The following is a 25,436-nucleotide window of genomic DNA, read 5'->3' as shown; positions in this document are numbered from 1 at the left end:
AAAAAGAATCCCAACATATGCATATAAAGATCGTTAATACATCTGCCCATAGCTTACCGGAATATGAGACTATTGCCTCAGCAGGCATGGACTTACGAGCAAATCTCGAAACACCGATAACGCTAAAACCATTAGAGCGAACCATTGTAAAAACTGGACTTTTTATAGAGCTACCAATAGGTTTTGAAGCGCAGGTAAGACCTCGAAGTGGACTGGCGGCAAAAAAAGGAATCACAGTACTTAATGCTCCAGGGACCATAGACGCGGATTATAGAGGAGAGGTAGGAGTTATTTTGGTCAATCTTTCTAATGAAGATTTTGTCATTAATAATGGAGAGCGTATTGCTCAGCTTGTCATAGCAAAGCACGAAAGAGCTGTGTGGGAAGAAGTAAACACTTTGTCAGAAACTGAAAGAGGAGCTGGTGGCTTTGGAAGCACCGGTGTGCAATAATAAAAAGTATAATAAGTTAATCATATAGATATGAAAATCATCGTACCCATGGCAGGGAGAGGATCTCGATTACGGCCTCACACGCTTACAGTACCTAAGCCTTTAATTCCTGTTGCAGGTAAACCAATTGTACATCGATTGGTGACGGATATTGCAAAAGTATTAGGAGAACCAATAGAGGAAATTGCTTTCATATTGGGAGATCCAGCTTTCTTTGGGGATGATGTAGTTACAAGTTTAACAGCATTAGCGGAAGAATTAGGGGCTAAAGCATCAATTTACCGACAGGATAAACCTTTAGGAACCGGGCACGCCATAATGAGTGCTAAAGAGTCGTTATCAGGCCCTGCTGTGATAGCCTATGCAGATACCTTGATTAGAGCTGATTTTAATTTGGATAAAGAAGCAGATTCGGTAATTTGGGTAAAACAAGTGGATCAACCCGAAGCTTATGGTGTAGTAAAATTGAATAAAGAAAACCAGATTGTTGAATTGGTTGAAAAACCAAAGGAATACGTTTCTGATCTTGCGGTAATTGGAATTTATTATTTTAAAGATGTTGGAGTTTTAAAAGAAGAGCTTCAGTATGTGCTAGATAATAATATCATTCACGGTGGAGAGTACCAGATTAATGACGGTATTAAGCGTATGATGAAAAAGGGTAAGGTTTTTGTACCAGGTAAAGTAGATGAATGGATGGATTGTGGAAATAAACAAGTAACGGTAGAAACGAATACCAGGATGTTAGGTTTCTTAGCACAAGACCAAGAAGAACTGGTGTCAGATTCCGTACGATTGGAGAATGCTAATATCATTGCTCCGTGCTTTATTGGTGAAAATGTAGTGTTAAAAAACACCACAGTAGGACCTAATGTTTCAGTAGGAAGTAATACCACTATCGAAGATAGTACTATTAAAGAAAGCTTAATACAAGAACATAGTGTGATAAAAAACGCAGACTTAAGTAACGCAATGATAGGAAATCATGTAGTTTATGATGGTAAATATACTGCTGTAAGTATAGGTGATTATTCTGTGTTAGAATAATATATAGTAATTTATAGTTTTAGATGATGAAGGTTTCAAGATGTTTTAGGGTTATAGTACTAGTAACGATATTCTTATCTGTATCGAACACTGGTTATGCGCAAATTAAACAATTGGAACCCACTTGGAATCAACCGGTAGAAGATGATCTAGGCAATGTTAGTGATGAGTTTCAAGAGTATTTCTTTGAGGCATTAAAACAAAAAGCCATCACTAATTATGAACGAGCTATCGAAGCCCTACAGCGATGTATTAAAATTGATCCCGAACCTGTAATTTTGTATTTAGAGTTAGGGAAGAACTATCTAGAACTCGAAAGATACCCAGCAGCTGAAGAAAATTTTGGGAAAGTATTGGAGCAACGCCCAGATAATAAATATGTTTTGGAACTTATGTTTGAAGTATATTTTAAACAGCAAAAGTATTCAGAATCAGTAAGTGTTGTCGAAAAGTTATCAACTTTCGATCCTATGTTTAAGGAACAATTGGCTAATTTATATTACCTCGAAGAACGATACGATGATGCGATACGTGTGTTGGATGAGTTAACCGAAGAACTGGGTACAGATAGTTATCGTCAAGAATTGCGAAAGCGGATCACCCTGAAGCTGACCAACCCGAATAGTCAAATTCAACGCTTAGAAGACAAAATAGCGGAAAACCCCAAAGTAGAACAAAATTACCTTAATCTTATCTACATCTATAGTCAAGATGATCAAAAGGAGAAGGCCTTTGAGGTAGCCAAAAGATTGGTCGACGAAAAACCAGATTCAGAATTGGTACATATGGCTTTGTATAAATTTTACTTGGATGATAACGACATTGATAAAGCAATGACCTCTATGAATACAACGCTAAAGAGTGGTGTTATTGATGAGGCTTCCAAATACAAGGTGATCAAAGATTTTTTAGACTATATAAACGCTAACCCACAATACGAGGATAAATTAACACAGGTAATTACCTTACTGCAGCAAGATGATAGCGCGGATAAAGTTTTTATGGAGCTAGGTAATTTCTATTTCGCTAAGGACGAAAAGGCTTTGGCGCTAAACTTTTATGAAAGAAGCCTTAAAGGAGCTTCTACGGATTATGAATTGTTGAAGCGTATTGTACTTTTACAAATTGATCTTAAGCGCTATGAAAAGGCCAGGGTAGGCAGCGAGCTTGCTATTGAGATATACCCTGCTCAACCTATTTTTTATTTAGCACAAGGGGTAGCCTTGATCAATCTTAATAAAAGCCAGGAGGGATTGGATATTTTGTTAACAGGAATGGACTATATTATCGAAGATGAGAAGATGGAAGCCGATTTTTACCGACAAATAGGATTGGCTTATAAGCAACTAGGTGATGAGCCCAAAGCCACACGTTATAAAGAAAAAGCATCAGAATTAGAAAATAAATCGTAAGTCAATGACTAAAAAATTAATCGTAATACTCCTTTTGTTTGTAACCGTGCTTAGTGGTTGCAAAAGTAGCAATGTGGATAAAGCAGGAGCAATTGATGCCATGAATTCTGATAAAATTATTTCCAACCATTATAATCGTTCATTTAATTTTAATACAATTAATGCGCGGTTAAAGGTGACCTACGATGATGGAAAAAAATCGGTCAGCCCAACGGTTTCGCTACGTATGAAGAAAGATGAAGTCATTTGGATAAGCGCCAAAGTACTTGGAATAACAGTGGCTAAAGCGATGTTGACTCCGGATAAAGTGACCTATTATGAAAAGATAAATAACACTTATTTTGATGGAAGCTTCAAAATGATTGAAGAGTGGTTAGGAACGGATCTGGATTTTTATAAGGTACAACAAATGCTTTTGGGGCAGTCGATGTTTGATCTAAGGGGTGAAAAATTTAAGGCATCTGTACAAAACGAAAATTATAAGTTACAACCTAAAAAAGAATTAGCTCATTTTGATCGCCTATTATTGGTACAACCCGCAAGTTTTAAAATGGCCCTTCAGGGAATTAGTCAACCTAAAGAAAACCGAACGTTGCAGATAAAGTATCCGACCTATCAAAAGGTGGGTAATCAGTATTTTCCTAAAGAAATATATATCAAAGCAGATCAAGCTGAGGAGCGTACTTTGATAACTATAGAATATAGGGTAGTTGATTTCAATCCAGAGATCAGCTTTCCTTATAATATTCCATCAGGATACGAGGAGTTAACAATAAAATGAAGACAGTTAGACTTTTTATTATAGCGCTTTTAGTAACGAGTTATTCGTGTTTTGCTCAATCGGCAAAGCAACAGGAGTTAGAAGAAGAACGCCAGCGTTTGCGACAAGAAATTGAGCAAATGAAAGCGCTTAGGGCTAATACTAAACAAAAAGAACGCTCCTTACTCGATGAAATAGAGGCTATAAATGCTCAGATAAGCACCAGAGAGAACTTAATTAAGATCACCAATCAACAAGCAAATTTACTGAGTAGAGAGATAGATAACAATCTTAAAAAGATCCAATCCAATCGCAAAGAGTTGAAAGAATTGAAGGAGGATTATGCTAAAATGATTAAAAAATCATACAAAAGTAAATCCAGCCAAAGCCGAATTATGTTTTTGCTTTCTTCCAAGAATTTTGCCCAAGCCTATAAGCGATTACAGTATATGAAACAATATAATGAGTTTCGCAAAGAGCAGGCCGATGATATAGAACGCAAAACCGCCGCACTGCAATCTTTAAACCAGGGTTTAGCGATACAAAAGAAAGAAAAACAACGCTTGGTTCAAGAAAATCAGGAAGAACAGGAAAAATTAAGATCAGAAAAGATTGAGCAACAAACGCTGATGGCTTCAATTCGTCAAAAGCAGAGCTTATACACCAAGCAGATTAAAGAAAAACAAGCACAGGCTGATGCGATTGAAAAAGAAATTGAAAAATTAATTAGAGAAGCGATTGCTAAGGCTAATAAAAAGGCTGGTAAACCAAGTGACAAAAAAGGAAGTGCGGTTACCTTTGCAATGACTCCTGAGGAAGAGAATTTAGCCAAAGGCTTCACCAATAATAAAGGGAAACTACCTTGGCCGGTGGGTACAGGTCGTCTTACACGTAAGTTTGGACGGCAACCACATCCTACTTTACCCAATATACAAATTAATAGTAGCGGTGTAGAAATAGAGACGATGCCGGGCGAAAAAGCAAGAGCCATTTTTGAAGGGGAGGTAATTGCAATCCAAAAGCTCAAAGGCGCTAGTCGCTTGGTTCAGGTTCGACACGGTAATTATATTACGACCTACTATAACTTGGAGCGAATTTCCGTCAAGGAAGGACAGCGGGTAAGCACTAAAGAAACTATAGGACAGGTACGTACTAATCCGAAGACTGGTAGAGCGGTGATGAAGTTTCTTATCTTTCAGAATGCTAAAAAGTTAAACCCTCAGCAATGGGTGTATAAAATGTGATGTCATGGAAGTGCTCATCATATCCATCGTAGCTTTTTTGGTAGCGATACTTACCTTTTTTTCAGGTTTTGGGTTGGGCACCATTCTTACTCCAGTAATGATGATTTTTTTTCCTACTGAGATTGCTATTGCGCTAACAGGCATTGTACATTTCTTTAATAATGTTTTTAAGCTATTTTTAGTAGGTAACTATGCAAACAAAGGCGTGTTGTTGCGATTTGGTATTCCGGCCGTTATAGCAGCTCTAATTGGCGCCTATGTACTAGTTAGTATACCAGATAGCAAGCCTTTATTTGAATATGAACTATTTTCGAGGCATTTTATGGTTTATCCGGTTAAATTTGTCATCTCTATCTTGTTGATTCTATTTGCTGCAATAGATTTAATACCAAAATTGAATCGTCTTCAGTTTGATAAAGATAAATTACCAATAGGGGGTTTTTTAAGTGGATTTTTTGGAGGTCTATCTGGTAATCAAGGTGCGTTGAGAACGGCTTTTTTAATTAAAGCAGGATTGTCCAAAGAAGTATTTATCGGAACCGCTGTAGTGATATCCACATTTGTGGATTTTACTAGATTAGGTGTTTATGCCACCCGGATTGAAACTTCTGGTATTCAGCAAAATCTGGTGTTGATCATTTGTGCCACTACGGCCGCTATTGCCGGGGCTTATCTTGGAAACCTATTGTTGAAGAAGGTAACCTTGAGGTTTTTGCAAATCACCGTAGCCATTATGCTGATTGCAATTTCTTTGGCATTAGGCTTAGGATTTATATAAGAAATATTATACAAATAAAGCTTTCAGCTCTGTAGCATCGTGCGGTTTCATTTTGCCAGCTAATACCAAACTTAATTGTTTTCTACGCAGTGCAGCATCATAGCGTTGTTGCTCTAATTCAGTTTCAGGCTTTATCTCTGGCACTTTTACAGGAGCACCCGTTTCATCCACCGCCACAAAGGTATAAATGGCTTCATTTACTTTGGTTTGGTGACCACTTTGGCGATCTTCTGTATATACATCCAAGACTACTTCCATAGAAGAATTAAAAGCTCTAGATACTTTAGCTTCTACAGTAACTACGCTGCCCAACGGAATAGCTTTACCAAAGGCTACGTGATTTACAGATGCAGTTACCACAATCCTGCGCGAGTGTCGACCTGCGGTGATACCAGCGGCTCTATCCATACGCGCTAGTAATTCACCTCCAAAAAGATTGTTCAGAGGATTGGTTTCTCCTGGTAACACCAAATCGGTCATTACAGTTCTTGATTCCGAAGGGGTACGAGCTTCCATATTAGTTTTTTTGCAAAGATACGGAGCTAGAACAAATTATATACGTCTTCGCCTACTTTTACCATTCTGATCACTATCAGCCTAGAAAAAGTATGAAAAGTAGGATGTTTTTAAAGTACTTTTAGTGAAAATGTAGCAAATGAAGTTAAATAATAAAGAAAAGTTAGTGTATGGAATTACTCAACATACATCCAGGCTCTTCGATCTTCGTTGCTTTTAATGGTTTTTAAAGCCTCAATAGCACTGATACGATCTACAAAACTGGTGTACACTACTTGATGCAAGCCATATTTATTAACTCCAATAACTTTACTATGGGTGAAACCTTTTTGTTGAAGTTGTTTTACTTTTTTATTGGCGTTAGCTTTTATTCTAAAAGCACCCGCAATGATGTGATATTTTCCAGGGCTCGATGTGGAAACTGTAGCAGCTTCTTTTTCTTCCTTCACCACTTCAGGTGTATTGCTATCCGCCTTACCTAAAGCTAAATTAATGGTTGGTAAAGGGTTTGAAATTTCAAAAGTCGCTTCTTGTATCCGTTTATCAATATCCTTGGCGGCATCTTGTCGTACCATATAGTTATGAGACTCTACATCGCCTTTGTACAATTGATAGCCTATGGCACCACCTATTCCAATCAAAAATACTATAGCCGCAGCCCCGGCATAGCGTATCGTCCAAGGTTCTTTTCGTTTCTCAGGCGTAAAAGATACTGGGGTTTTATCTTCGATTTCTTCAACAGTTTCTTTGTACACTTCTCTTTTGATCTTTGGCGAATTAAAAGAAGACATTCCAAAAGCCTCAGTTAAATAAGAGTTTTCTGCAATCGGTTCAAACTGTAACGTATTTTCGGTAGAAGTATAAAAAGCTCCAATACCATCCAGCTGTAACCGAGCACCAGATTGTATGGTGTTTTGTAAGTACAGCACAAAACGTTGCACCTTGGCTACCGCATCGGTGTAAGAAATATGCTCAACAGAGGCAATATGATTGGCTAATAAGCCATCATTGTTTTGTAATTGACTGTTAAAAGAAATTAATTTTTTAGGTGGGTAAAAGGAATTGGTTTCCGAAATAATTGTAGCCGGTTGTCGCCTAGTTAAAAAGGCTCCAAAACCAGGTATAATCACACATTCATATCGGTACAGTAGATCGCTTATATATTGCGCAGTATTGTTCATCCCCTTTACATCAAAAATTTAAAATCGTAATATCAAAATTAACAAAAAAGATCGTGAAATGGTCTAAGCGTATTCATTTTTATCAACAGTTGCCTTTTTTTTCGTTTCTTGTACTGTGTTATAACGAATTATAGATTCAATTTTTTTAGACAAAAATGGATAGGGATAAATTGCTTGCGCTACTTGCACTTAAAAAAGTGCCTAATCTTGGCGATAGCTCCATAAAAAAATTAATACGCGAGGTAGGTACTGCGTCTGCAGTTTTGAGAGAGCCTAAGGGCAAGTTGCTAAAAATTGACGGTATTGGTGCTGCCAAAGTGAAGGACATACATAATACTGAATATCTAAAAGCTGCAGAAGAGGAGTTGGGTTTTATCGAGAGTAATGCTATACATGTTGATGTCTATGATGAGCCTGATTATCCTGATAAATTAAAACATTGTATTGATGGACCCGTGGTCTTATTTAGTAGGGGCAATTTCAACTTAAAAAACCAGCGTATCATAAGTATAGTAGGCACTCGACAGGTTACCAGCTATGGTGTTCAATTTTGCGAAGAGCTCATTGAAACGCTCGTTCCTTTGCAGCCCACTATAGTATCTGGCTTTGCTTATGGTGTAGATATAACCGCACATAAGGCGGCTATGAAACATAAATTACAAACTATTGGCTGCTTGGCTCACGGATTCAATCAAATCTATCCAAAAGCTCATAAAAAGTATGTAGCTCAGCTAGAAGAATATGGTGGCTTTTTTACAGATTTTTGGAGTACGGATCCATTTGATAGAAAAAATTTTCTAGGGCGCAATCGGATAATCGCAGGGTTGAGCGAAGCCACTATTGTTATCGAAAGTGCTGAAAAAGGAGGTTCTTTAGTAACTGCAGAATTGGCCAATTCGTACAATAGAGATGTGTTTGCGGTACCAGGCAGAACTACAGATACCTTAAGTAAAGGCTGTAATATGCTCATCAAAACCCAAAAAGCGCATATGCTGACCAGTGCTGCAGATTTGATTTATATGCTGAATTGGGAACTCGAGGAAAAAGAAAAGCCAGTGGTGCAAAAACAGCTTTTCGTTGAATTGGATCTAGAGGAAAAAGTGATTTATAATTATTTACAAACTTCAGGTAAAACCCTGTTGGATGTAATCGCCTTAGACTGTAAGTTTCCAAGCTTTAAAACCGCTTCAATATTACTGAACATGGAGCTCAAAGGTGTGATCAAACCCTTACCCGGTAAAATGTTTGAACTAGCTTAATGATTTAACTTACTTAATAAAACCGGAACTATTAGCTCCACCCATTTACGGTATTGAATATTGCTTGGATGTAATTTGTCCTCAGCCAAAGCATATTCCGCGTCTCCCAGTGATCTGGAGACGTTTGTAATATCTACAAAAGAAACTTCTTCAACTTTTGCTTTTTGTTTTATATAACTGTTGTATTTATCTATTGCTCTACCGATTTTTAAACTATTATCGGAACCAAAAGGCGTAACCCCGTAATCTGGTATGGAAATTATGATCACATTTTTGCTGCCACCCGCCAGAGTAATAGCTTGTTTTAACAGGTCATCAAATTCTTTTTTGAATTGGGTAAAAGGTTTCTTTTGATACTGATTATTTACTCCAATTAATAAGGAAACAAAGTCATGCGGTACTGGAGATTTTTGTAATAAAGCATTTTTCAAATCGTTTGTGGTCCAACCGGTTTGCGCTATAACTGTCAGCGTATCGATAGCAACTGACAATGTGCTAAGTGTATCTTTAAGCTGATAAGGCCAACTATATTTCTGCTGTACTCCTTGACCAATGGTATACGAGTCGCCAAGAGCTAAAAAAGATAGTATTCTATTAGAATTCTGATTTGGAGTTTTGGCAATGATATCTTCATTATGCTCTGTGTGTTGTGCAGATAATTTAGAAGAAAAAGAGTTAATTATAAGAAGTATAAAGATAAGTGGCTTATGAATCTGCATATGATTTAGTTTAATATAGGTTTGCATCTTTCATTTCTTAAATAATACCTGCACAAACTTTCAATCTCAATATTTTTTTAACGGATTGTTCAATTTGTTTCTTGTATGCTTCATCTTTTTGAAGTTCTCGCTGTATGGTTTGTAATGTAGCGCGTTCATCCTGTGGCATCAGGATTAGATCACACCCGGCTTTGGATGCTAATAAAGGCGCATTCTCTAATATGGTTACTGCTTTCATGATGTTTAAGGCATCTGAGATGACAAGTCCTTCGAAGCACATACCATCTTTTAGCAAATCGGTCACTATCCTTCGCGAACAGCTAGCAGGCAATCCATTTGTACTGAATGTTTCATTATTTTTAACGGTAATATGAGCGACCATAATACTTAACACACCTTGCTCGATTACGGGGTAATAATTATTCACCTCTTGTAAAGGGCCATCAATATATACACTTTGTTTATGAGTGTCTCCTTGAACCAAACCGTGACCCGGAAAGTGTTTAGCTGTGGCTATAATTCCGTCCGCTTGACTACATTTTATAAATCGATTGGCTAATCGTATTACGGAGTCTTTGTCCCGACCATAACTACGAGATTTAATGGCTTCATTCTCTGAGCTCACATCAAGTACGGGAGCATAATTATGGTGTACGCCTATGTCTTTTAATTCAGTATTAATGATACTAACAATAGAATCGGATTGTGTAAAATTTTTGATGTCAATGGTTTGACCTACATCCGGCATTCCCTGGATTCGCCCAGTAAGTAAACTGGGTTCTGCATCCATACTAAAAAGCAACGGAATATTTTTTTCGGTTTTAGTAATCGTGTTGAGGTTAGCAATGGCTGCTTTATGTTCTTTCTTGACACCTTTGAGAAAAACGACGCCACCTATGATTTCATCCTTTACCAATTGAGTTATGATAGCATTAGATTTTCCTAACTCCCCACCGCAGCTAATGATCATTTGAGCAATCCGTTGCTTTTCTGTTAACTTAGCATAGATAGAATCTACTGTTTTTGCTAGTTGAGCATCATCGCTATAAAAATTGGATAGTTTATAGTGATTTTGATGTTGCGCTACAACAAATTGAATACAACTGAGTAACAGAAAAATAAAGGTAAATCGCATCTTGCTATTGGATTATGTATTGGCATTAACATTCTATAGGCATATCCCCTAGTAGTCCCCATTCACTCCAGGAGCCATCATAAACGGATAATTTGGTATAACCAGCTATAGTCGCTGCTAAAAGAATAATGCAAGCGGTTATCCCGGAACCGCAAGTAAAGATAAGTTGCTTTTTCTCTAGATCAAATCTGGAGAATATGTTTTGTAGTTCGGCTTCCGATTTCATTTTACCTTGGTTTAGTACTTCGGTATACGGTAAACTTACGGAATTGGGTATGTGTCCCCCCTTTAAATCAGTTCTGGGCTCTGGTTCTGTTCCTTTAAATCTTCCTGCCGATCGAGCATCAAGTATAAGCACATCTTTATTGTGCATTACACTAAGTACTTGTTCTTTGGTTACTACGAAGTTGGGCTGATAGTTGGCTTTAAAATCACCTTCTGTAATTTTGGATAGTGGCGTAAAGGAATGTTCTGTAGGATATCCTTGTTCTACCCAGCTGGGCAAGCCTCCATCTAAGATAGCAACGTGCTCAAACCCCATAACGTTAAACATCCACCATACTCTTGGGCTGCTGTAAATTCCTAATCGGTCATAAATGACGATATGGCTATCCTGCTGAATACCTAATTTTCTACAAGCATCTTCAAATGCATTGGGTGTGGGTAGCATATTGGGTAATGTGGTTTCTGGATTAGAAAAATCACCCTTTAAGTCAAAAAATCGCGTATTGGGTATATAGCTGACATCAGCATTTGAAGCATTAGTAGCTGTTGCTTTTTTTATAGTTGCATCCAAAAGCACTAACTTAGGATCTTGAAGATTATCACGCAACCAAGTTGCAGAAACAAGTGGAAAAGCAGGTTTTTTCATAAGCTAAGCATTTTCTGCAATCTCAAAATTTTCTAACAACTTTTTAGATCTAAATTGTAGCTTTTTCTTGAAATATTCAGTGCCCCCAATAACTTTACCTTTCCATCCGATGGCTTGTGTAGCCCAGTTTTTTAGTGAAAAATTATCGGTATGTTTTATGATTTTACCATCCTTAAATTCAAATTCTGCTGAAACTTTATTAAAAATAGGACGCTTTCGTTTACCATAGGAGTATCGGGCTTCCCACTTAGCAGTACCTTTGTCGTTATCGATTCTAATATCTGAAAACTTAATTTTCAGATCTTTACCATTTAGACACAACCAATGCCACATCTTTACGGCATCTTCGCCTTCTAATTTACCGAAAACCGGATCTTCAAAAACGATATCTTTGTGATAGTAGGACACCATTTTTTCTGCATCACGCTCACTTAAGCCGGTATAAAAGTTTTTAATGACCTCTTCCATGGTCTATTTTTTATGTTTTATTGTAAGATACGGATATTTAGTCAAGTTTTTCGGCTAATTTCTTAAATACTTTTTTCGGATTTTTGTTGTCGTATAAAATGCTATGTACAGCATCAATTATTGGTTTTTTAGCTTTTTTTACGGCCTCAATTTCATATGCAGTTTTGGCGGCATAATAACCCTCGGCAACCATATTCATCTCCATCTGAGCACTTTTAACCGTATAGCCTTTACCAATCATATTACCAAACATCCTATTTCTTGAGAATATAGAATACCCAGTTACCAATAAGTCTCCTAAATAGGCGGAATCATTGATATTTCGTTTCATTTTGTGTACGTGTTTTATAAAACGTTTCATCTCTCGGATGGCATTACTCATCAATACACTCTGAAAATTGTCCCCATAGCCGAGACCGTGAGCAATACCAGCAGCAACGGCATAAATGTTTTTTAATACTGCTGCGTATTCTGTACCAATGATATCATCACTAGTTTTACACTTAATGTACTCGCTACTTAGATTTTCGGCAACTATTTTTGCCTTTTCTTCATCATCACAGGCTATAGTCAGATACGATAAACGCTCTAATGCCACTTCTTCCGCGTGGCAAGGCCCTGTAATTACCCCAATATTTTCGAGTGGAATATTATAGGCTTCATTAAAGTGTTCGCCAACGATTCGACCGGTTTCGGGTATAATTCCTTTAATTGCAGAAAATATAACTTTATCTTCCAAAGAAGCAGTAAGTTTTTCGAGCTCAGAACTCATAAAGGCAGAAGGCACAGCAAATATGAGATAATCCGCATAGTTTACTGCTTCATTGATGTCGGTCGTTAATTTTAATTGCGAGACATCAAATTCTACCGAGCTAAGATAATTAGGGTTATGTTCTTGTCTTTTGATGTGCTCCACCGCATATACGCTGCGCATATACCAACAAATTTCTTCTAAATTTTCGGATAACATCTTAACAATGGCAGTTGCCCAGCTTCCTCCACCGATGACGGCAAACTTTGGCTTTTTCTTCATGTGAAAAGGTTTTGAAATTCAAAAATAGGTAAAATCCTTATCAAATTGTAAAATCCTGAATTACAACTATATATATTTTTGGCACATCTTTTGGTTTCTACTTGTAAACTCAAAAACAACGCTTATGAAAACGTTAAAATTATTTTCGGTTATACTATTCGGCGCTATAGTAATGAGTTCTTGTGTTGCTGATGTGGTTATTCAAGATGAAATCGTAGTGGACGAACCACGAGTTACTCTAAACCAATTATTAGCTACCTATGAAATTTGGTATTTAGATATTCATCGAACTATAGGTAATGGTGCTATTCCTTTTATGGATAAGGCATTTACCCTATCCTTTAGAAACGGAACTTTTTTTGCGAATAATAATTTGGTTGGCATGGGTGCTAATGGAAATGGGTTTGGATTGGATGTTGGTTTTTATGACACTTTTGCTATGGAATTAGATATTAGTCATGATTTAGATGGTTTTTATCGTTTCGAAGTTTTTCAGGCAGGGCCAAATGAAATACGATTATATCATAGGTCTACCAATACCACTTATTTCTTAGAGGGTTACCAAAGAAACACCTTTGATTATGACTTAGTGTTTTATGAAAATATCCATTATTTTCTACAAGAGTATGAGGCTTGGGAAAAAGTCTACACCAGTAACTATGGAGCAATAAATGAGTTTGATAATGAAAATTATCTTCAATTTTTATACTATGGATCCGGAGATAATTTTAGAAGTTCTCAAGATCCCAATGGCACTCCAATTAATACGATCTACTATGACTATACGGGGTATTATGAAGTAAATGACATACCTAATGATTTTTATAGTAAAACCTTAACATTGGATTATGATTACTTGGGCAATGAATTCTTTGAACTTACCGTTATTAATGATGGAAAGATAGAATTATTTCACCCATCGTCAGGTACTGTATATCGATTTGTAGGTAGGGGATATTTACAATTTAAAAACAGTAATGGTGAGCAACAGAATCAAACAAAAAGAATTCGAAAAAGTGATTTTTTAAAGCACAAAAAAGTATAAAACAGCATAGTGCTGAGCACTAAAATTTTGGTTGGTTATTTAGTGAGAAATCGTTCCAGGAGCTAGTCTCTTCGGGGCGATTTCTTTTATTTGTTCGATAAGTTATATATGAAGAAAAAAAGAAAAGATATTTTATTATTTTAGGTGATTCATAAATCAACTTTATATATTATGCTTAAAAATGTTTTAAAAATTAACAGTATCAAATTACTAAGTAAATCAGATCAAAAGTTATTAAATGGTGGTTTTTTACCTCCATTTGGAGATTGCTGTAGTTGTGTATTTACACCTGCAGGTCGTTCGTATCCAGTTTTTATTACGCAGTCTTGCGATCTACCTTGTCCAGAGGATGGAGCTACAGAATACCGTGATACGGGTTGTTAAAATTTAAGAAGCGAACTTCGGTTCGCTTTTTTATACTTCACCTTAAATACATCCTAAAATCTTTTAAGATTCTCCTAATACTAAACACCATATAAAGGTAAATCCTTACTTTTATAGCTCAGATCAATTAAATACTAGTATGGCGATTCAAAAACCGTTTAATCTTAGCAAATGGATTGAAGAAAACAGAGCTATTTTAAAACCACCGGTAGGGAATAAAAATTTGTATAAAGAGTCTGGTGATTATATTGTGATGATTGTTGCAGGTCCTAATGCCCGTAAGGATTATCATTATAATGAAACCGAAGAACTTTTTTATCAACTTGAGGGCCATGTCGAAGTGCACGTGCAGGAGGAAGGTGAAAAAAAAACCATGAAACTTGGCCCTGGAGACATGTATTTGCATCCTGCTAAAGTACCGCACTCGCCAGTTCGCCACGAGGGTTCTATAGGTTTGGTCGTAGAGCGTAAGCGGGTAAATGAAAATGCTAAAGATGGATTACTATGGTTTTGTGACAACTGTAATCATAAGTTATACGAAGTGTATTTTGAACTTCAGGATATTGAAAAAGATTTTTTAGCCCACTTCAAACACTTTTATGGCAGCAAATCACTTCGAACTTGTGACAAATGTGGGGAAGTGATGCCTACTGATCCGCGATTTGTTTCCGAAAACGATTAAATCAAGTTAGTTGCTAAAATCTCTTAATAGTAAAAATTTGATTTTTTAACTGGATTTTGATTGCTAAATTGATCAAAAGAAGGAATAAAAAGAATCAAAATTTAAAAAATCCTCAAAAGACTGTATCTTTGCAACAAATTAAAAATTACTATTCATAATGGCAACAGCAATAGCAGATTTTGGAATAAAAGAAGCACTAGAACAGTTAGGTGTTTCTCAAACTAATCATGGAACTTCTACAGGTAGCCAGAGCTTTGGTACTGGTGGGGAAATAGCATCGTACTCTCCGGTTGATGGTGAGTTAATTGCAAAAGTTACAACCACTACTAAAGAGGAGTACGAAAAAGTAATAGACGCAGCAAGCAGTGCTTTCAAAACTTGGAGAGTAATGCCAGCCCCGCAACGAGGAGAGATAGTAAGACAGTTGGCAGATGAGCTAAGAAGATTGAAAGAACCATTAGGAAAATTAGTTTCTTATGAGATGGGTAAATCATATCAAGAAGGTCTTGGAGAGGTACAGGAGATGATTGACATCTGTGACTTTGCTGTTGGATTATCCAGACAATTACACGGACTTACCATGCACTCGGAACGACCAGGTCATAGAATGTATGAGCAGTACCACCCACTTGGAATTGTAGGAATTATTTCTGCATTCAATTTCCCTGTGGCAGTATGGTCTTGGAACACTGCATTAGCTTGGGTTTGTGGAGATGTTTGCGTATGGAAACCAAGTGAAAAAACACCATTAACAGGAGTGGCTTGTCAAAAGATCACTGCTGAGGTGTTTAGAAAAAATAACCTTCCAGAGGGAATTTCTTGTTTGATTAACGGAGATTACAAGGTAGGTGAGATGATGACCAAAGATAAAAGAGTTCCTTTAGTATCTGCTACAGGATCTACCAGAATGGGTAAAATCGTTGCAGCTACTGTAGGAGAACGTCTTGGAAAGTCATTACTAGAATTAGGAGGAAACAACGCCATCATCGTTACTCCTGATGCGGACTTAAAAATGACAGTAATCGGTGCTGTATTTGGCGCTGTTGGTACTGCTGGTCAACGTTGTACCTCTACGCGTCGATTAATTATACACGAATCGATGTACGATAAGGTTAAAAATGCAATCGTAGATGCCTACAAGCAATTACATATAGGGAATCCATTGGACGAAAACAATCACGTAGGACCACTAATTGATAAGGATGCTGTAAAAGCCTACCAACACGCTTTAGAAAAAGTAGTTGAAGAAGGTGGTAATCTTGTCGTAGAAGGTGGTGTTTTAGAAGGTGAAGGATATGAAAGTGGTTGCTATGTAAAACCTGCTATTGCGGAAGCAGACAATTCTTATGAAATTGTACAACACGAAACCTTTGCACCGGTATTATACTTATTAAAATATAGCGGTGATGTTGAAAATGCGTTAGAAATTCAGAATGGTGTTAATCAAGGACTTTCTTCTGCAATTATGACTAATAACCTTAGAGAAGCAGAACGTTTCTTATCTCACGAAGGTTCTGACTGTGGTATTGCTAATGTAAACATTGGTACATCCGGAGCAGAAATAGGTGGTGCCTTTGGTGGTGAAAAAGATACCGGAGGAGGAAGAGAATCTGGATCGGACGCTTGGAAAGTATATATGAGACGTCAAACCAATACGATTAATTATACAACTGAGCTTCCTTTAGCTCAGGGAATTAAATTCGATTTATAATAAAGAATTTAGTATAGAAACCATAAAAAGCACCCATTTGGGTGCTTTTTTTTGCGCAACCTTTTTTATCATTGTACATCTAGTAGGAAATAACCGTAAAAATGACGTCGAGAGTATTTATATTTTTTATGTGTGTCGCTATTGTAAGCTTATGGGCTTGCGAAATGGATGACGAAACTACAGCAGACCCGGTATTATGTACGGAAGAGATTAGACCAGGCTTAGCCATAACCGTTATAGATGCTGATAGTGGCGAGGCTATCATAGATCAAGTTACTGTGATTGCCACGGATGGAGACTATCAGGAAACTCTTGAAAATGTTACGGGATCGACTGATTTTGTTGGTGCCTACGAACGCGTTGGGTATTATACAATTACCATTACTAAAGATGGATATGCCACCTATCAATCAAATCTACCGATTGAAGTACAAGAAGATATTTGTCACGTAATAACCGAACGACGAAGCATTACCATTGAGCAATTATAAGGTTTATTGCTTAATGACTTCAATAAGTTCTTGTTGGTCTTGAGCAAAAATTCTTAGAAAATAGATGCCAGCAGATAGTTCTTTAAGAGATAACTGAGAAATCGATTGTTGTTTAGCCGAGATTGTTTTTAACTTCTGACCAGATAGGTCAAAAACTTGGACTTCATCAATTGCCGTTTGGCTTTTCAAATGTATGATGTCTTTAAAAGGATTAGGATAAGCGTACAAAGCTGTTACGGGTTGGTTGAAATCTGAAGTGCTTAATACTTCGTTATCAAATCGAATCCAGTCAAATTGTGCGTTTAAATTACCAGGGTAAGCTTCATAAATATAAGCGATAAGCCCAACTTGCAGCGTTGCTGGTAAATCAGGTCTGCTAAATTCATACCTATACATCCAGGATTCAGCTCCTATAGCTCTCGAATAGAGCTCAAAAGTAGCTCCCATACGCACTATCCGTACTTCTGCAGCAGTTCCTATTATCGGTGTATGCTCTAATAGTACTACTGTTGTCTGTTGTAGACTTGAGCTCGACTGAGGGAGTATCAAAACGTATTCCGGCCACATTAAAAACATAATTCTCACTACCTGTGGTGGTAGAAGCAGGATCCCTAGCCATCAAGCCAGCTAATTGTGTCCAGCGGTCTACATCTTCATTTGGGTTGGTACGTTGTTTAGCATAAACTGCAGTAGCTACATCAAAATCACCGGTAAGGGTTTTATATATAAATCCTGCGCTGGAGTCTTGCCACCATACACATGTTTCATTACACAGCGCATCATCCAATACCATTTGCATGCGACCTGATGTAACTGGTACGGGAGTTTCAAAATACTCTTCTTGAAATAAACTCCAGGTTGCATCTAGATTTGAGGTATTAAACTCATCACTCAAATTTTCATTTTGAGCAAAGACGTTACTAAAAATAAATACAAAAAAAATCAGGCAGCTATCTTTCATTAGATGTACTGTTTATTGAGTAAAACGATAAACCAATCTTTAAATTACTTATTAAAGAAGAAAAATAGGATCCCTACAATAATAAGTATGCATAATACTAGGAAAAATATTTTCCAAAATGAATACGGTCTTTTACCATAAATGGAACCCGTTTGGCCGTTAACAAAGAAATTATACGTCTTACCGTCATATTTATAAGAGCTGATAAAAACGGGCAACAAAATGTGCTTAAAGGTTTCTTCAGTAAGCTTCATATCCAACTGATGTACCCGCTGTGTGTCGCCACCAATGTCGCGCTTAGCCCAAACCGTGGCTATTTTCCTGGCTTCTTGTTGAGAAGATAAGTGACCATCTTGTAAAGGTATGGTATACTTTTCGGTTACAAACCCGGCTAAAAAATCAGAATGGAAGGGTTGTAACTTCTCCAGATTCCAGTTGGTTATTTTATGAGGTATTGGATTTTTTCTTTGGTTTGAGGCTTTGATTAAGGTGTCATCAACAAAACCGCTAATTTGACCGCTGGCAGGAGTCCATCGGGTACGTCGTTCTGTTCGCGTTCTGGTAACCGTTTTACCATTTACGGTAGTGGTATAGGGTACAGTGACATAATAATAATCCCCTCGCTCACCGGAGTAATGGGCAAACAATTGCGCATCGAATGTCCAATAGGGTAAATATAACCCTTTTGTATACTCAGGGTGTAATGCAGCTTTTTTTAGATTATTAGGAGCGAACCATAACCCTTTGACCCATTTGCTAAAGATCTGATGTGATTTTTTTTGATCTAATTGAAAGGGTAATACAGCACCTGGCAAGATCCACTCTTCTTTATGTATATCCTCAACTAACAGTGGCATAGTACAGTAGACGCAATGCAAGGACTTATAATTTTCTTCAATGTGTTGATTAGCACCGCAATTTTTACATTGAATCATACTAATCTCTTCAGAATGAAAGTGAGCACCCAGTTTTTCTAAATAGGGCTGTAGCTCTAATTCTTCCAGGCCATCCTTTGAAGTAGTTATTTTTTCTTGATGACCACAATAATCACAAGTAATTTCTGTAGTACCGGGCTCGTAGGTTAACTCGGCACCACAGTTGATACAACTTCTTTTTTTTTCAGAAAAGGATTGTTTTTTTTCGTTATCCATTCGCTAAATGCAATACATAAGTAAAACCCAGGCAGCTTCAAAAAAGAAGTACCTGTGGTTTGTAGGTGTAAACTTTAAATTTTATTAATTACCTGGTAATGGAGGAGGTGTACTTCCGCCTAAAAATGATTTTAGCTCTTCTACCTCTTGTAAAGCAGTCCAATTACCCATTCCTTGCTTCCAAACCAGTGTTTCTTTATTGATCGTTCTGCTAGCAAAAAGCGCTTTTAATTGATCAAAGGATACTGGACCAGTTTGTTGCCCATTATGTGCATAATAATATTGTACCTGTACTGGCATTGGTGGAGGCACTGGAGTGTTTTGCTGTTGCATAGGTTGCTGTTGCGTGGTTCCGCCTTGGTTCATCATACCACCCATTTGTTGAGCAAGGACAAATCCCATACCCATACCCATACCTGCTCCGGCAGTACCGCCTTCGTTTGCAGCAGCAGCTTCAATAGCTTTGGCAGTTTTAAATTTAGTCAGTTTATCTAAATCTAATTTGTCGATTCTACTATATTCAAATATTTCTTTCTTAAGCTCCTCGGGCATAGAAACATTTTCTATAAAGAACTTTTCTAATGAAATTCCAACAGACTGAAACTCTGGTTGCATTACCTCTTGACAAGTCTCCGAAAGCTCAGTCGTATTTGCTGCGTATAGTTCAATAGGAAGATTAGCTTCACCAACGGTATCTGTAAATCGGGTAGAGATTAAACTTTTAAGGTGTTCATTAATTTCAAAATTGGTAAAATTACCATCTGTACCTACAATATCAATAATAAACTTTCCAGGATCACTAATTTTAAAGGCATACGTACCAAAAGCTCTTATTTCAACTAATCCAAACCGATCATCACTTAATGTAATGGGGTTCTTGGTGCCCCATTTTTCATCAGTAAAAAGGTGAGTGTTCACAAAATAAACCTCGGCTTTAAATGGGCTATTGAAACCGTATTTCCATCCTTTTAAAGTGGATAGTATAGGTAGGTTTTGTGTATCTAAGGTATAGGTTCCGGGTTTAAAAACATCAGCTAATTGACCTTCGTTAATAAAAACTGCGGTTTGCCCTTCTCTAACAATCAATTTAGCTCCGTTTTTGATCTCATTTTGATAACGCTCAAAACGATGAACGATAGTATCATCTGAATAGTCAAGCCATTCAATAATATCAATAAATTCGTGACTAAGCTTTTTCTTTATTTCGTCAAATATTCCCATAATTCCGTTGATTTATTTTTTTGCGTTCTAAAGCTACAAAATAGCTAGCTAAAATTAATTATCTGTAAAAAAAAACCTTTGATTGGTATCAAAGGTCTTTAAAGGCATACACTATTTATTTTAGTCTTTGAGATCAAAAGCTGCTTTTACAGCTTCATAATCTGAATAATCTAAAGCTTGTCGACCAGCCTGTACATTTGGAGGTATGATTACATATCTAAATTGATTACCCCTTGCAGGATCAATTTGAAACTCGTTTAGATCACCGCTTAATGCTTGTGCTCTGATTAAAATGTCTTCTACAGCGGCACTTCCACTTCCAAATCCATAGGTAAATTGAGCATTTCTAAAATTTAATACCGGTAATAAATAGACATTACCATCCCCGAATCCCGTAAAATAAACTAAGATGACATGGGTGTTTTTGATACTACTAGCGCTAGGTAATTCTGGTGGAAAGTCAATGTCCATAAATTTTATTGAAGTTGATGTTCCCTGAAAATCAGCGGGAATCCAGTTGCTATAGATCACCTCGGCATTACCGTCTTCCCCGGCTGGCCCTTGATCACCTTGTGGTCCCTGTTCTCCCTGAGGTCCTTGAAGCCCTATTTCTCCCTGTGGTCCTTCAGGTCCTTCACAGGCCGTAGTTCCTATGCAAAGGACTAGAATTAAAATCGATTTCATAACTAGTTTTGTGATTACTTTTAGTGTTTTCATTTTTTGTTAGTTTTGAGTTATTAGTTTGATTTCTTGTTGTAAGATACTGATTAAAAATATTTGATAAGTCGTTCATCTCCATCATGCTCCGTACGGTTGCTCAAATAATTAATGATTAAATTATTGTAATTTGGATATGCTGTAAAATGAGACATGGGTGCATAATCTTGATCAAATGGATTGCCGGAATTAAAGTGATTTTGATAGTCAGCAGACAAACTTGAGGGCAATTCTGGCAAGTTATACGTACCTGAAACCGGCGGAGCATAGAGATCCCAGTTGATATCATTAGGCGTATTTTCGTAACTCGTTCGTAGTGTTAGTAAAGAAAATTGACCATTAACTTCAATGGCTAAAGCATTGTTTACAAAACTGTAGTTCATATCCCAGTTTGGACGGATTGTAGTGATATTTTCAGGAAATGTATTGGTAACAATACGCTTTTGATGGGTATAATCATCCGTATAACCTCCGTAGTATCGAATTAGATAGTTATCAAAACCTTCGGTTACTGTATAGAAATCGCGAGTAACGGGATCATACAAGTTGCAATTAAATCCATTCAGAACACCATAAAGGTCAAATCCACTATAATCATCTGCTTCATCGTTTAAGGTAGGGCGATTCAGTAGCGTTTCGGCGAAATCTGGTATTGTATAAAAATATTCGTTGGATGAAGTGTAATCATTAACCCATAGATGGGCATACCTAGTCATTCCGCCGATCTCAGTGTAACGTAATTTAATGAATAGTCTATTGGCTGAAGCCTCTTCATTATAAGCAAAGGTATAGCTAAATTGACCCGCTCCATCGTCGGATTGATCTATAAACTGTCTTCTTAGTCCATATACATTCACTTGATGGTTAGTTGTGCCACTAAGATCAAAATTTAATTTAAGCTCTCCATCATATTGATAATTACTTTCTGGTATTTGTAGGGTTTGACCAACAGGTACTTGATAAAAAGTAGACAAACTTTTTTCGGTTCCAGATGAGCTTTCATTAAATAGACTTAAGGTAAAATTACCAGCTAGATACAGTTCATCACTGGTTAGTTGATAAACATCAGGAACTCCACCCAGACTTAACTCAGCGATTAGATTTCCGTTTTGATCATTGGCAAAAATTACATCTGGAATTTGATTGGGATCAACGGCTGTAAAATCAAAGGTAGTTAGCACGTTGGTTCCGCGTACTCCCTGATCATCATTTGAACATGAAATAATGAGTTGAATGAGTAGTACAACTAGTATAAACTTTATGGTTTTCATCTTATAAAAGCTTTTCGGTTTATACTTGGTGTATGCAGCTACAGTTAGGTAAACATTTGCATCCTAATTTCTTCCATTTTCTTCTGGATAAAGCGTGTAGACTGGGTCACTTTGCCAATATTTTTTGCTGTTTACCTCTAATGCGGTTAAGGGACCTTTGAAAGCAGCGCCTGTATCTATATTCCAAACACAAGCTGCATTTACAGGTGTTGTCTTTTCAATTCGGGTAACTGGGGTATGACCAATATAAATTTCAGAGAACAATTGCAGTCTTTTAGGAAATTTAGGATCCTCTTTGGTAAGTGTTGGGTCTACGGCCAAGGCTGTTTCCCAAAGTGTTCTATCCCAATAGAATAAAGATTCGAAATATTCTCTTTGAGGCCCGTGGAGATTGGTAAACCCTGCGTGCAAGTAAAGGCGATTTTGATCATCTATATGATAATTGGTCAGTTTTTCAAAAAAATAAATGTGTGCGTTTATTTCATCTTTAGATAAATCAGCATAAGCGTCCATGGTAACTTGCCCACCATGCTGAATCCATTCAGGATTATAGGTGTCTTGGATAAGCCAGTTATGACAAAGTGCATCATGGTTTCCTCTTATAAATATGCAGTCATATTTTTCTTTTAAGTCAATGAGATATGATATTACTCCTGGACTATCACTCCATCCATCAACATAATCACCTAAAAAAATCAGTTGGTCAGTTTTTTTAAGATCAATACTACCGAGTAGCTGTTGTAGTGCGTTTAGTCCTCCATGAATATCTCCTATTACAAATGTTCTGTTGTTCATAATTAACTATATCTTACTTTTCTAAGTATTCTTGTTGTTTCTTTATAGAGTGCGTAGACTTCTTCACTATAGCCTTTTAGATAAGGCTTAGCTTCTTCCAATTTGTCTTTAGCTTCATTAAAATTATTGAAATAGCAAATCAGGTAGGTAGCCGGTAAATTGAGTAGATCTTTATGATCGTTTTTGGTTAAACCAATATTGTTTTTTAATTTTTCTACTAAAGCATTATTGCTATTGTATAAATGAAATAAGGTTTTTTTATCAAATTGAGGCGGCTCAAATAACAATTCGCTATCGATGTCATAGCTGCCATTATCATTAAAGGTGATCACTACTTTTTCTAAAGGATAATATTTATAGGTGTTTTGTAATCCTAAGTGGACATATTCTAGTATTGTAAAGCTTTCATCGGTAATGGTGATACTTACTTCATCAAGTTCTGAGTAAAAGAGTTTAACCTGTTCATTTATTAATGCGATATCGACCCTGGAGTAATATATTTCATTATCCACTTTCTTTTCTTTACCTGCCCAGCAGACCACAAAATATTCCTTAAAAACTTTGTAGGTTGGATTGTAGTCTTTTCGGAAATTCATAAAATCAAAAACACCGTCTAAAGTCAACTTAATATTGTTTTGGGCGTGATTTTCTATGGCAGTAACAATTTCAGAGTTTAAATCTTTGATTTCAATATCAAAGGCTTTTGGCATACTGATACTACCCTCTCTAAAAAACACACTCCCGCCATAATATTTCCATATGTTTTTGCGCAAGGAGCATAATTTTCCGCTTTGGGATCTAATTGTAATTAAACCTACGACTTTATCTTCTGATAGATGTGGAAAGGGAATGTTCTCATAAGATACTCTCGGTGGGTTAGATAAGTATGCATTGACTAAATTTTGAATTTTGCTATCATCAAAAAAATCCACACCTACTATACTATTATCAGTATCTTCTACACCAACGACAATATAGGAGTTGTTCTTGGGATTGGAATTGGCTAGTGCACATACATGTTTCAAAAACTTTCCTTTTCCTTCTCGATCTTCAAAATTTAAAATTCGTTTCTTATCATAAAAACTATTTTCGTCATTATGGGCAAGTAAGTTTTTTATAAGTAAACGTTTATTAATCATAGTTTGATTGGGCTCTACGTACTACTCAAGATAATCAAAATATTTTCAGACATTCGAATTCTACTTAAAACTTATAGGTTTTTTCGTACAATAGTGCTATTAGCCTGAGCAGTAGGTAATACGATAAGATCAGCGATATTTACATGATAGGGTCTACTGATAACGAATGCAATGATATCTGCAATATCCTCTGCTTTTAAAGGATCATAGCCTTGATAAACGGACTTTGCTCTATTTTCATCTCCTTTAAAACGTACTTCGCTAAATTCAGTTGCGACCAGACCAGGGTTAATAGCACTGACTTTAATACCATATGGATTAAGATCAATCAACATTCCTTTATTTATAGCATCAACAGCGTGCTTGCTAGCACAATACACATTTCCGTTTGGGTACACTTCTTTACCAGCTATGGAGCCGATATTAATAATATGCCCATTGCGTCTTTTAGTCATTCCGGGTATAACCGCTTTAGAAACATACAATAAACCTTTGACATTGATATCGATCATGGCATCCCAATCGTCAACACTACCTAATTCTATAGGGTCCAAACCATGGGCATTACCAGCGTTATTGATCAAAATGTCTATATCTTTAAAGGCTTCGGGAAGCGTATCAATTTTTGAAAATACATCTTGTTGTTGTCTTACATCAAAATTAAGGGTGTGAACCTTTACTTTGGTATGGAGTTGTTTTTTTAATTCTTCAAGTCGTTCTTCTCTTCTCCCACAAAGTATTAAATCAATTCCTTGATCGGCAAATGCAATAGCGGTCGCTTTACCAATTCCACTTGTAGCCCCAGTAATTAATGCTGTTTTCATAAATAGTAATTCGTTGTTTTGTTTTAAAATGTTTAACTAGTTTTGAAAATAGGTAAGCCAAGTTCGCCAATCATTATTCCTTTATACAGATCTATTTTTAAAGGTTTAATATGAAGTCAGAAGAAATGCAGAAAGATTGTAATTAGAAACAAATACATTTTTTGTCTTT

The 25,436-nt window shown here is 36.7% G+C and carries 28 protein-coding genes; 12 read left to right on the top strand and 16 right to left on the bottom strand.

The window, feature by feature from the left end:
• The first annotated feature begins 17 nt into the window (after positions 1–17).
• From dut to EV197_RS02170, 6 genes are read left to right on the top strand one after another with little or no spacing between them, the layout of a single operon-like run.
• Positions 18–452 carry a dUTP diphosphatase gene (gene dut, locus EV197_RS02195; RefSeq protein ID WP_130285102.1) on the top strand — a complete coding sequence of 145 codons (435 nt, stop codon included), beginning with the start codon at positions 18–20 and terminating at the stop codon, positions 450–452.
• A 30-nt stretch (positions 453–482) separates the two neighbouring features.
• Positions 483–1,499, top strand: coding sequence for a sugar nucleotidyltransferase (locus tag EV197_RS02190; RefSeq protein ID WP_130285101.1), 1,017 nt, complete (start codon positions 483–485; stop codon positions 1,497–1,499).
• 23 nt (positions 1,500–1,522) lie between these two features.
• On the top strand, positions 1,523–2,911 hold the full coding sequence (locus EV197_RS02185; RefSeq protein ID WP_130285100.1) for a tetratricopeptide repeat protein: 1,389 nt from the start codon (positions 1,523–1,525) through the stop codon (positions 2,909–2,911).
• 4 nt (positions 2,912–2,915) lie between these two features.
• A complete protein-coding gene (gene lolB1, locus EV197_RS02180) occupies positions 2,916–3,692 on the top strand; it encodes a lipoprotein insertase outer membrane protein LolB1 (protein ID WP_130285099.1) in 777 nt (258 codons plus the stop codon).
• Positions 3,689–4,915, top strand: coding sequence for a murein hydrolase activator EnvC family protein (locus tag EV197_RS02175; RefSeq protein ID WP_130285098.1), 1,227 nt, complete (start codon positions 3,689–3,691; stop codon positions 4,913–4,915). The genes lolB1 and EV197_RS02175 overlap by 4 nt, the downstream gene beginning before the upstream one ends.
• A 4-nt stretch (positions 4,916–4,919) precedes the next feature.
• Complete coding sequence (locus EV197_RS02170; RefSeq protein ID WP_130285097.1) at positions 4,920–5,693, top strand: sulfite exporter TauE/SafE family protein; 774 nt, start codon at positions 4,920–4,922, stop codon at positions 5,691–5,693.
• A gap of 6 nt (positions 5,694–5,699) precedes the next feature.
• Here the strand turns inward: EV197_RS02170 and EV197_RS02165 are convergent, their stop codons facing one another.
• Positions 5,700–6,209, bottom strand: a complete 510-nt coding sequence (locus EV197_RS02165; protein WP_130285096.1) for an acyl-CoA thioesterase — start codon at positions 6,207–6,209, stop codon at positions 5,700–5,702.
• 176 nt (positions 6,210–6,385) lie between these two features.
• Positions 6,386–7,390: an HU domain-containing protein gene (locus EV197_RS02160; RefSeq protein WP_130285095.1), complete on the bottom strand. Its 1,005-nt coding sequence runs from the start codon at positions 7,388–7,390 to the stop codon at positions 6,386–6,388.
• Between the two features lie 155 nt (positions 7,391–7,545).
• On the opposite strand from EV197_RS02160, the gene dprA reads away from it, so the two are divergent.
• Positions 7,546–8,649, top strand: coding sequence for a DNA-processing protein DprA (gene dprA / locus EV197_RS02155; protein WP_130285094.1), 1,104 nt, complete (start codon positions 7,546–7,548; stop codon positions 8,647–8,649).
• Here the strand turns inward: dprA and EV197_RS02150 are convergent.
• Genes EV197_RS02150 through EV197_RS02130 form a run of 5 tightly spaced genes read right to left on the bottom strand, consistent with a single transcriptional unit; the run spans position 8,646 to position 12,875 of the window.
• On the bottom strand, positions 8,646–9,368 hold the full coding sequence (locus tag EV197_RS02150) for an SGNH/GDSL hydrolase family protein (protein WP_165388979.1): 723 nt from the start codon (positions 9,366–9,368) through the stop codon (positions 8,646–8,648). The genes dprA and EV197_RS02150 overlap by 4 nt on opposite strands.
• Positions 9,369–9,405: 37 nt before the next feature.
• Complete coding sequence (locus EV197_RS02145) at positions 9,406–10,503, bottom strand: glycoside hydrolase family 3 N-terminal domain-containing protein (RefSeq protein ID WP_130285092.1); 1,098 nt, start codon at positions 10,501–10,503, stop codon at positions 9,406–9,408.
• 25 nt (positions 10,504–10,528) lie between these two features.
• On the bottom strand, positions 10,529–11,374 hold the full coding sequence (locus tag EV197_RS02140; RefSeq protein ID WP_130285091.1) for a sulfurtransferase: 846 nt from the start codon (positions 11,372–11,374) through the stop codon (positions 10,529–10,531).
• 3 nt (positions 11,375–11,377) lie between these two features.
• Complete coding sequence (locus tag EV197_RS02135; RefSeq protein WP_130285090.1) at positions 11,378–11,842, bottom strand: nuclear transport factor 2 family protein; 465 nt, start codon at positions 11,840–11,842, stop codon at positions 11,378–11,380.
• 37 nt (positions 11,843–11,879) lie between these two features.
• Positions 11,880–12,875, bottom strand: coding sequence for an NAD(P)H-dependent glycerol-3-phosphate dehydrogenase (locus EV197_RS02130; RefSeq protein WP_130285089.1), 996 nt, complete (start codon positions 12,873–12,875; stop codon positions 11,880–11,882).
• A gap of 124 nt (positions 12,876–12,999) precedes the next feature.
• Here EV197_RS02130 and EV197_RS02125 point away from each other — a divergent pair, with 124 nt between their 5' ends.
• The 5 genes from EV197_RS02125 to EV197_RS02105 all read left to right on the top strand — a co-directional run bounded on the left by EV197_RS02125 (position 13,000) and on the right by EV197_RS02105 (position 17,188).
• Positions 13,000–13,920, top strand: coding sequence for a nicotinic acid mononucleotide adenyltransferase (locus EV197_RS02125; RefSeq protein WP_130285088.1), 921 nt, complete (start codon positions 13,000–13,002; stop codon positions 13,918–13,920).
• A gap of 171 nt (positions 13,921–14,091) precedes the next feature.
• Positions 14,092–14,304, top strand: coding sequence for a hypothetical protein (locus EV197_RS02120; RefSeq protein ID WP_130285087.1), 213 nt, complete (start codon positions 14,092–14,094; stop codon positions 14,302–14,304).
• A 139-nt stretch (positions 14,305–14,443) separates the two neighbouring features.
• A complete protein-coding gene (locus EV197_RS02115; RefSeq protein WP_130285086.1) occupies positions 14,444–14,986 on the top strand; it encodes a 3-hydroxyanthranilate 3,4-dioxygenase in 543 nt (180 codons plus the stop codon).
• A gap of 157 nt (positions 14,987–15,143) precedes the next feature.
• Positions 15,144–16,697, top strand: coding sequence for an L-piperidine-6-carboxylate dehydrogenase (gene amaB, locus EV197_RS02110; protein ID WP_130285085.1), 1,554 nt, complete (start codon positions 15,144–15,146; stop codon positions 16,695–16,697).
• A 101-nt stretch (positions 16,698–16,798) separates the two neighbouring features.
• Positions 16,799–17,188: a peptidase associated/transthyretin-like domain-containing protein gene (locus EV197_RS02105; RefSeq protein WP_130285084.1), complete on the top strand. Its 390-nt coding sequence runs from the start codon at positions 16,799–16,801 to the stop codon at positions 17,186–17,188.
• Between the two features lie 3 nt (positions 17,189–17,191).
• Here the strand turns inward: EV197_RS02105 and EV197_RS02100 are convergent, their stop codons facing one another.
• From EV197_RS02100 to EV197_RS02065, 9 genes are all read right to left on the bottom strand, one after another.
• A complete protein-coding gene (locus EV197_RS02100; protein ID WP_165388978.1) occupies positions 17,192–17,635 on the bottom strand; it encodes a T9SS type A sorting domain-containing protein in 444 nt (147 codons plus the stop codon).
• The gene (locus EV197_RS16970) at positions 17,619–18,149 is read right to left on the bottom strand and encodes a hypothetical protein (protein WP_165388977.1); all 531 of its coding nucleotides are present in this window, start codon (positions 18,147–18,149) and stop codon (positions 17,619–17,621) included. Before EV197_RS16970 ends, EV197_RS02100 begins: the two co-directional genes overlap by 17 nt.
• Before the next feature lie 44 nt (positions 18,150–18,193).
• Positions 18,194–19,300, bottom strand: a complete 1,107-nt coding sequence (locus EV197_RS02095; protein ID WP_130285082.1) for a TFIIB-type zinc ribbon-containing protein — start codon at positions 19,298–19,300, stop codon at positions 18,194–18,196.
• A gap of 84 nt (positions 19,301–19,384) precedes the next feature.
• Positions 19,385–20,521, bottom strand: a complete 1,137-nt coding sequence (locus EV197_RS02090) for an SPFH domain-containing protein (RefSeq protein WP_130285081.1) — start codon at positions 20,519–20,521, stop codon at positions 19,385–19,387.
• Positions 20,522–20,641: 120 nt separating this feature from the next.
• Positions 20,642–21,238 carry a collagen-like protein gene (locus tag EV197_RS02085; protein WP_130285080.1) on the bottom strand — a complete coding sequence of 199 codons (597 nt, stop codon included), beginning with the start codon at positions 21,236–21,238 and terminating at the stop codon, positions 20,642–20,644.
• A 50-nt stretch (positions 21,239–21,288) separates the two neighbouring features.
• Positions 21,289–22,509, bottom strand: a complete 1,221-nt coding sequence (locus EV197_RS02080) for a hypothetical protein (protein ID WP_130285079.1) — start codon at positions 22,507–22,509, stop codon at positions 21,289–21,291.
• 63 nt (positions 22,510–22,572) lie between these two features.
• Positions 22,573–23,304: a metallophosphoesterase family protein gene (locus EV197_RS02075; RefSeq protein ID WP_130285078.1), complete on the bottom strand. Its 732-nt coding sequence runs from the start codon at positions 23,302–23,304 to the stop codon at positions 22,573–22,575.
• 2 nt (positions 23,305–23,306) lie between these two features.
• The gene (locus EV197_RS02070; RefSeq protein ID WP_130285077.1) at positions 23,307–24,443 is read right to left on the bottom strand and encodes an ATP-binding protein; all 1,137 of its coding nucleotides are present in this window, start codon (positions 24,441–24,443) and stop codon (positions 23,307–23,309) included.
• 71 nt (positions 24,444–24,514) lie between these two features.
• Positions 24,515–25,267 carry an SDR family NAD(P)-dependent oxidoreductase gene (locus EV197_RS02065; protein ID WP_130285076.1) on the bottom strand — a complete coding sequence of 251 codons (753 nt, stop codon included), beginning with the start codon at positions 25,265–25,267 and terminating at the stop codon, positions 24,515–24,517.
• Between the last annotated feature and the right edge of the window lie 169 nt (positions 25,268–25,436).

Origin of the sequence: Aquimarina brevivitae (genome assembly GCF_004216895.1) — a bacterium.
In the GTDB taxonomy this organism is placed as follows: domain Bacteria; phylum Bacteroidota; class Bacteroidia; order Flavobacteriales; family Flavobacteriaceae; genus Aquimarina; species Aquimarina brevivitae.
This window is presented reverse-complemented; position numbering and strand designations above follow the sequence as displayed.